This window comes from Burkholderia sp. BCC1985 (genome assembly GCF_905339915.1).
In the GTDB taxonomy this organism is placed as follows: domain Bacteria; phylum Pseudomonadota; class Gammaproteobacteria; order Burkholderiales; family Burkholderiaceae; genus Burkholderia.
The window spans coordinates 72912-80812 of record NZ_CAJPGY010000033.1 but is presented as its reverse complement, the minus strand read 5'-3'; the positions used below and the strand labels follow the sequence as shown (position 1 = coordinate 80812).

Annotated in this window: 8 protein-coding genes; 3 read left to right on the top strand and 5 right to left on the bottom strand. The window is 67.3% G+C overall.

The window, feature by feature from the left end; genetic code table 11:
* Positions 1 to 68: 68 nt before the first annotated feature.
* Genes U4Z31_RS27450 through lptF form a run of 3 tightly spaced genes read right to left on the bottom strand, consistent with a single transcriptional unit; the run spans position 69 to position 2721 of the window.
* On the bottom strand, positions 69 to 452 hold the full coding sequence (locus U4Z31_RS27450; RefSeq protein WP_044845623.1) for a sirohydrochlorin chelatase: 384 nt from the start codon (positions 450 to 452) through the stop codon (positions 69 to 71).
* A gap of 25 nt (positions 453 to 477) precedes the next feature.
* Complete coding sequence (gene lptG, locus U4Z31_RS27445) at positions 478 to 1626, bottom strand: LPS export ABC transporter permease LptG (RefSeq protein ID WP_321802827.1); 1149 nt, start codon at positions 1624 to 1626, stop codon at positions 478 to 480.
* A 3-nt stretch (positions 1627 to 1629) separates the two neighbouring features.
* Positions 1630 to 2721 carry an LPS export ABC transporter permease LptF gene (gene lptF / locus U4Z31_RS27440; protein ID WP_321811955.1) on the bottom strand — a complete coding sequence of 364 codons (1092 nt, stop codon included), beginning with the start codon at positions 2719 to 2721 and terminating at the stop codon, positions 1630 to 1632.
* Positions 2722 to 2843: 122 nt separating this feature from the next.
* Between lptF and U4Z31_RS27435 the strand changes: the two genes are divergently transcribed.
* Genes U4Z31_RS27435 through U4Z31_RS27425 form a run of 3 tightly spaced genes read left to right on the top strand, consistent with a single transcriptional unit; the run spans position 2844 to position 5575 of the window.
* A complete protein-coding gene (locus tag U4Z31_RS27435) occupies positions 2844 to 4355 on the top strand; it encodes a leucyl aminopeptidase (RefSeq protein ID WP_044845626.1) in 1512 nt (503 codons plus the stop codon).
* A 34-nt stretch (positions 4356 to 4389) separates the two neighbouring features.
* Positions 4390 to 4806 carry a DNA polymerase III subunit chi gene (locus U4Z31_RS27430; protein WP_006757287.1) on the top strand — a complete coding sequence of 139 codons (417 nt, stop codon included), beginning with the start codon at positions 4390 to 4392 and terminating at the stop codon, positions 4804 to 4806.
* A gap of 25 nt (positions 4807 to 4831) precedes the next feature.
* A complete protein-coding gene (locus U4Z31_RS27425; protein WP_321811954.1) occupies positions 4832 to 5575 on the top strand; it encodes a DUF2486 family protein in 744 nt (247 codons plus the stop codon).
* 143 nt (positions 5576 to 5718) lie between these two features.
* Here U4Z31_RS27425 and U4Z31_RS27420 read toward each other — a convergent pair whose 3' ends face one another.
* Positions 5719 to 6048, bottom strand: a complete 330-nt coding sequence (locus U4Z31_RS27420) for a c-type cytochrome (protein ID WP_044845629.1) — start codon at positions 6046 to 6048, stop codon at positions 5719 to 5721.
* A gap of 125 nt (positions 6049 to 6173) precedes the next feature.
* Positions 6174 to 7847: a dihydroxy-acid dehydratase gene (ilvD, locus tag U4Z31_RS27415; protein ID WP_321811953.1), complete on the bottom strand. Its 1674-nt coding sequence runs from the start codon at positions 7845 to 7847 to the stop codon at positions 6174 to 6176.
* Positions 7848 to 7901: the final 54 nt, after the last annotated feature.

The window sequence follows — 7901 nt, the reverse complement described above, 5'->3', positions numbered from 1 at the left end:
AAAAAAAGCGCCGGCTTCCGAAGCCGGCGCTTTTTCGTTTGGGCTCGCCGCTTCGGCCAGCGATCCGCTTACGCGTCGCGGCCGAGCTGGTCGATGCAGTAGCGCGCGATCGCATCGAGCACGCCGTCGTCTTCCCCGACGGCCGTCGCGCAACGGATCTCGACGCCCGGATGCGTGGCCCGGCATGCATCGACGAGCTGCGGCAGGTCGCGGCGGACATGCCCGCCCTGACCGAAGAACACGGGCACCACGGTGATGCGCGTGCAGCCGGCCGCGACTTGCGCGGCGACGGCCGTATCGAGCGATGGCGTCATCAGTTCGAGAAACGCGAGCGACACGTGCGGAGCAGGGGAGCCGGCCCCGCGCAGCCGCGCGGCGAGCCGCTCGAACGGCTCGGCCCAGCGCGGATCGCGTGCGCCGTGGCCGAACAGGACGATGCCGTGCGAACTCATGTCGAAGCCTCCGTCGTGACCGCGCTCAGTGCCGGTCGACCCACTTGAGCGCGAACAGGCCGAGCGCGAGATAGATGAGGCCCGGCGTCGCCGCGGTCAGCGGCGCGGGCCAGGTGTTCAGCGTGCCGATGTGCGAGAACAGCGTGTTGAGCAGCTGGAAGCTCATGCCGAGCATGATGCCGCCGAACACCTTCACGCCGACCACGCCGGCACGCGTGTGCAGGTACGCGAACGGCAGCGACAGCACCAGCATCACGAACACCGCGAACGGGTAGAGCAGCTTGCGCCAGAGCGCGATGTCGTAGCGCTGCGTGTCCTGCTGGTTTTCGCGCAAGTGCTGGATGTAGCGGAACAGGTTGATGAGCGACATCCGTTCCGGCGACACGAGCAGCACCGACAGGATCTGCGGCGTCAGGTCCGAGCGCAGCCGGTATTCGGGCAGCGTCACCTGCTGCGACCGGTACACGGGGTTCAGCGCGTCGGCCGGTGCGCCGCCGACCGGCTTGATCGGCGTCAGTTCGGTTTCCGTGACGCCCTTGAGCAGCCAGTGGCCGGGCGGCTCGTAGCGGCCCGTCTGCGCGATCCGCACGTTCTGCAGCTGGAATTTCGAGTCGAACTCGTAGATGCGCACGTTGCTGATCGTCGAGTCGGGCGACAGGCTGCCGACGTTCACGAAGCGCGTGACCTGCTCGCCGTTCTCGCGGGCCGCAAGCGTGTCCTTCACCCATACGCCCGACTGGAAGTTCGACGACACCGACGCGCCGAGCGCCTGCAGCCGCACGCGTTCGGACAGCTGGTCGGCGTACGGGCCGACGAATTCGCCGATCAGGTAGGTGATGATGACGAGCGGCACGCCGATCTTCAGCAGCGAGCGCAGCGCCTGGTTGGTCGCGAGGCCCGACACGCGGAAGATCGTGAATTCCGAGTTCGCGGCCATCTGCGCGAACACGTAGATCGCGCTGATCAGCGCGGCGACCGGGATGATCTCGTAGAAGCGCGACGGGGTCTGCAGCGCGACGCGCAGCACCGCGTAGCCGAACTTGTAGTTGCCGTGCCCGACCGAGTTCAGTTCGCTGATCAGGTCGAAGAAGAAGAACAGGCCCGAGAACGCGAACAGGATGAAGATGAACGTGACGTAGATCTGCCGCGCGAAGTATTTTTCATAGAGCCGCATCGATCATGCTCCCGAGCGGCCGAACAGCGCGCGTGTAAACAGCGGACGATTGCGCACGCGCAACCAGAAGATGAACGCGACGATCGCCGCGACGACCAGGTGCAGGCCGACGAGGCCGACGCCGAACGACATCTTGCCCTGCTCGATCTGCGCCTGCACGACGTTCAGCAGGTTCGAGTACGTCAGGTAGATCAGCACGGCCATCACGAGGTTGATCGTGCGGCTGCGGCGCGGGTTCTGGTACGACAGCGGAATGCCGAGCACCATCAGGTTGATCGCGATCAGCGGCAGCCCCGCGCGCCACGCGAATTCCGCGAGGTTGTCGCGCGTCGGGTTGCGCAGCAGGTCTGGTGTCGGCGTGCTGTTGGTGGTCGGCACGTTGGTGACCGGGGCGCTCGTGATCTTCACGCCGTAGCGCTGGAACTCCATGATCTTGAAGTTCGGCTGGCCGGGCGTGCCGTCGTAGCGGCGGCCGTCTTCCAGTATGACGAAGCGATCGCCGTCCTTCGTTTCCGTGTGGCCGGTATGCGACACGACGACGTTGACCTTGCCGTTCTCGGTCGACGTGACGAACACGTTCTGCACCTTGCTCTGGTCCGGCGACATCTTCTCGATGAAGAACACGCGATGGTTCGAGGCCGATTCGCGGAACTGGCCCGGCGCGAGCAGCGAGATCTCGTCGCGCTGCTGGAAGCGCGCCTTGATCATCTTGCTCTGCTGGTTCGACCACGGCCAGCCGACGAACGCGAAGAACGCGATCAGCAGGACGATCGGCGTGGCGAACACGCCGATCGGCTTGATCAGGCGCGTGAGGCTCACGCCGGATGCAAGCCAGACCACCATTTCGGAGTCCCGGTACCACCGGGTCAGCACGAACAGGATCGACACGAACAGCGTGACGACGAGCATCACGGCGAGGTAGCCAATCACGGTCAGGCCGATCAGCACGAGCACGTCGCGCGGATCGATTTCGCCGGACGCGGCATAGCCGACGATGCGGATCATCATCGTCGTGAGCATGATCGTGAGCAGCACCATGAACACGGCGCCAGCCGTATACGCAAGCTCGCGCTGGAGGGAGCGTTCGAAGATCATTCTTGATGAGAAGAGGGCGGGAGGCTGCGCACGCGTGGTGGAGCGCTCGCGCCGCCACGGGAAAAATAGCGGATAATTGCGGCTTTCATCCTTAGCCCAGATTTTATCCGAGGACAAGCGCGATGGACTTTAGCATAAAAGGCTGTGATTGGAGCAAAGGCGAGGCCAAGGGGTTCCTGACCGGGAAGTCCGACTGCATCGTGCTCGGCATCTTCGAGGCGCAGACTCTCTCGGGCGCGGCGCTCGACATCGACACGGCCACCAAGGGGCTGATCTCGCGCGTGGTGAAGGCCGGCGACATGGACGGCAAGCGCGGCAAGACGCTGTTCCTGCACGAAGTATCGGGCATCGGCGCGTCGCGCGTGCTGCTCGTCGGCCTCGGCAAGCAGGATGCTTTCAATCAGAAAGCCTACAACGATGCAGTGACGGCCGCATGGCGCGCGCTGCTCGCGACCAAGGTCGGCCAGGTCACGTTCTCGCTCGCGCAGCTGCCGGTCGACGAGCGCAGCTCCGACTGGGGTGTGCGTGCGGCGATTCTCGCGCTGCGCAACGAGACCTACCGCTTCACGCAGATGAAGAGCAAGCCGGAACCGGCGTCGCACACGCTCAAGCGCGTCGTGTTCAGCGTCGATCCGGCCGATGAGAAGGCCGCGAAGCTGGCGGTCAAGCAGGCCGTCGCGCTGGCGAACGGGATGGACCTCACGCGCGACCTCGGCAACCTGCCGGGCAACGTGTGCACGCCGACCTATCTCGGCAACACCGCGAAGAAGATCGCGAAGGATTGGGGTCTGAAGGTCGAGGTGCTCGGCCTGAAGCAGATCCAGGCGCTCAAGATGGGCTCGTTCCTGTCGGTCGCGCGCGCGTCGGTCGAGCCGCCGCAGTTCATCGTGCTGCACTACCAGGGCGCCGCCGCGAAGGCCGCACCGGTCGTGCTGGTCGGCAAGGGCATCACGTTCGACACGGGCGGCATCTCGCTGAAGCCGGGCGAGGGCATGGACGAGATGAAGTACGACATGTGCGGCGCGGGTTCGGTGCTCGGCACGATGCGTGCGGTCGCCGAAATGGGCCTGAAGATCAACGTCGTCGCGATCGTGCCGACCTGCGAGAACATGCCGGGCGGCAACGCGACCAAGCCGGGCGACATCGTCACCAGCATGAAGGGGCTGACGATCGAGGTGCTCAACACCGACGCCGAGGGCCGCCTGATCCTGTGCGACGCGCTCACTTATGCGGAGCGCTTCAAGCCGGCCGCGGTGATCGACGTGGCGACGCTCACGGGCGCCTGCGTGATCGCGCTCGGCGCCCACAACAGCGGCCTGTTCTCGAAGGACGATGCACTCGCGGGCGAACTGCTCGACGCATCGCGCGAAGCGAACGATCCGGCATGGCGCATGCCGCTCGACGACGAGTACCAGGATCAGCTGAAGTCGAATTTCGCGGATATCGCGAACATCGGCGGGCGTCCGGCCGGTGCCGTGACGGCGGCGTGCTTCCTGTCGCGCTTCACCGACAGCTATCCGTGGGCGCACCTGGACATCGCCGGCACCGCATGGAAGGGTGGCGCGGCGAAGGGCGCGACCGGCCGTCCGGTGCCGCTGCTCGCGCAGTTCCTGATCGACCGCGCCGGCCAGTGATGGCAGGTCTCACGACGATGCGGGTACGCGGGCAATGACGCGAATCGATTTCCATTCGAACGTCGGCGATTCGCTCGCATACGCATGCCGGCTGCTGCGCAAGGCCTACCAGGCCGGGCAGCCGGTCGTCGTGCTCGCGGAGCCCGCGCGCCTGCGTGCGCTCGACGAGCGGCTCTGGACGTTCTCGCCGCTCGATTTCATTCCGCACTGCGGCGTCGACAGCGCGCACGCGGCCGGAACGCCGATCGTGCTGGCCGCCGATCTCGACCAGGCGCCGCATCATCATGTGCTGCTGAACCTCGGCGCGGCCGTACCCGCGCAGTTCGCCCGCTTCGAGCGCCTGCTCGAAGTGGTCGGCAATGCGCCGGACGAGCTGGCCGCGGGCCGCGACCGCTACCGCTTCTATCGCGATCGCGGCTACGCGCTGAACAACTACAAGCAGGGCAGTTAGCCGAAACCGTCGACGGAGCGTTCCCGTGACACAAGCCGAATCCTCTTCGATCCCGACGCTGACCGACGTGCTGGTGCCGGGCAAGCCGGTGCCGGCGCGTTCGTCCGCGGCCGACGCGCCGCCGCACGACGTTGCCGCGGTGCCGGTGCTGACCGACGTGCTGGTATCAGGCCATCCGGCTCGGGCGTCCGCCGCGCCGGAGCAGCCGGGCACCGACCCCGAATTCGTGGTGGTCGAGCCGGTGCCGACGCCGGACATCCAGACCGTCGAATTGCCGGGCGACAGCGATGCGCCGGCGCAACCCGGTGCCGCCGGGCACGTCGTCGCCGAGGAGTCGGCCGCGGCGCAGGCGCCGCTGCGCTCCGCGCTGGCCGCCGACGACGCGCAGCAGGCCGGCGTTGCCGCGATGCCGCGCGATGCTGGCGAAGCGATACAGTCTCATGCGGTCGCACCGGCTGCCGGCGGGCTGGCCACCGCTCAACTCACCGGCGCGTCAAATCCGGACGCGCATGCGGCCGCCGCGCTGACGGCGGAGGACACGCAGCATATCGCCGAGCGTCTGCGCAATCGGCTGACGAATTATCTGACCGGGGAAGGGCGCGAGGCCATCGAGGCCCGCTGTCGCGACGCGTCGCACGACCATACGGCCTGGCTCGTCGGCCAGATCACGCGCGAAGTGGCGCTGGCGCTCGAAACCGAAGTGATGGAGTGGGTTCGCGACGCGGTCGATGCGGAGATCGCCCGCCGCCGGACCGGTCATTCAGGCTGAGCCCGCCGCACGTTTCGTGCGCGGCAGCCGCGGGCGCGGCTCCGGTCATCGTCGCTGACGATTGCCGGCCGGTCGCAACGCCAAGCGCGGAACGCTGCCGGGTGCAGGGCGCGGCGCGCGATGCACGCACCCGGTCATCCGGTTCAGCGCAGCGACAGCACCCATTGCGAGAGCGTGTGCGCTTCTGCGCTCGTCAACTGCGTATTGGCGGGCATCGGCACGCCACCCCACACCCCGACGCTGCCTTTCACGATCGATTGCGCGAGGTAATCGAGAGCATCTGCGCGTGCCGCGTACTTGCCGGCGATGTCGTGGAACGACGGGCCCATCAGCGGCTTGCCGACCGCATGGCAGGCCATGCAGTTCTTGCGCTGCGCGAGCGCGAACCCGTCGCCGGCCGGGTCGGCGTGTGCCGCCGCCGCGCTGCCGGTCAGCAGCGCCACCAGCAGCGCGCGCAATATCGTCTGTTTCATGCGGTTCTCCGCCGGCGGGGACGGCCGGCTTCACGGTCCGCGCATTATAAAAGCAAAGGGAAAGCGCGTTCTGCGCGTTTCCCCGGCGGTCGTTCGCAATGGGGTCGCATGCCCCGCGCGCCGCATCAGCCGGTGACGGCGCCCTGGTTCGCCGGACGCGCGAGCGCCGCGAACTTGGCGAGCACGCCGCGCGTGTAGCGCGGCGCCGGCTGCTTCCACGCGGCGCGCCGGCGCGCGAGTTCCGCGTCGTCGACGTTCAGCTGCAGCACCAGGCGGTGCGCATCGATCGTGATCGAGTCGCCTTCCTGCACGAGCGCGATCGTGCCGCCGACGAACGCTTCGGGCGCGACGTGCCCGACCACCATCCCCCAGGTGCCGCCCGAGAAGCGGCCGTCGGTGATGAAGCCGACCGATTCGCCGAGCCCCTTGCCGATGATCGCCGACGTCGGCGCGAGCATTTCCGGCATGCCGGGGCCGCCCTGCGGGCCGAGATAGCGCAGCACCAGCACGTCGCCCGCGCGGATGCGGTCGCCGAGGATCGCGTCCATCGCGCTTTGCTCGTCGTCGAACACGCGCGCCGGGCCCGTGATTACCGGGTTCTTCAGGCCGGTGATCTTCGCCACCGCGCCGTCTTCCGCGAGATTGCCCTTCAGGATCGCGAGATGGCCTTCCTGGTACAGCGCGCGATCGATCGGGAAGATCACCTTCTGGTCCGCGCGCGGCACGCCCGGCACGTCCTTCAGCTCCTCAGCGAGCGTGCGGCCGGTGATCGTCATGCAGCCGCCGTGCAGCAGCCCCGCATCGAGCAGGATCCGCAGCACCTGCGGGATGCCGCCGGCCTGGTGCAGGTCGGTCGCGACGTACTGGCCCGACGGTTTCAGGTCGCAGATCACCGGCACGCGCTTGCGAATGCGCTCGAAGTCGTCGATCGTCCAGTCGACCTCGGCCGCGTGCGCGATCGCGAGATAGTGCAGCACCGCATTGGTCGAGCCGCCGGTCGCCATGATCAGCGATACCGCGTTCTCGATCGACGCCTTGGTGATGATGTCGCGCGGCTTCAGGTCGCGCTTCACGGCCTCGACCAGCACGCGTGCCGATTCGGCGGCCGAATCGACCTTTTCCTGATCGGGGTTCGCCATCGTCGACGAGTACATCAGCGACATGCCGAGCGCCTCGAACGACGAGCTCATCGTGTTCGCGGTGTACATCCCGCCGCACGAGCCCGACGTCGGGCACGCGTTCTTCTCGACCCCTTCGAAGTCTTCCTGCGACATCCGGCCCGCGGTGAACTCGCCGACCGCCTCGAACGACGACACGATCGTCAGGTCGCGGCCCTTCCAGTGGCCGGGGCGGATCGTGCCGCCGTACACGTAGATGCCCGGCACGTTCAGGCGCGCGAGCGCGATCATCCCGCCCGGCATGTTCTTGTCGCAGCCGCCGACCACCACCACGCCGTCCATCCACTGGCCCTGTACGCAGGTCTCGATGCAGTCGGCGATCACCTCGCGCGACACCAGCGAGTACTTCATCCCTTCGGTGCCCATCGACATGCCATCCGAGATCGTCGGCGTGCCGAAGATCTGCGGGTTCGCATCGGCCGCCTTCACCGCCGCGACGGCCGCATCGGACAGCCGCTGCAGGCCCGAGTTGCACGGCGTGATCGTCGAGTGGCCGTTCGCGATGCCGATCATCGGCTTGTCGAAATCGTCCTTCTGGTAGCCGAGGGCGTAATACATCGAGCGGTTCGGCGAACGGGCCACGCCTTGCGTGATGTGCTTCGAGCGACGGTTGTACGGCATGGGGGACTCCATCGTTGTATTGGCGACGCCCGCGATCGGCGCACCGGTTCGGAT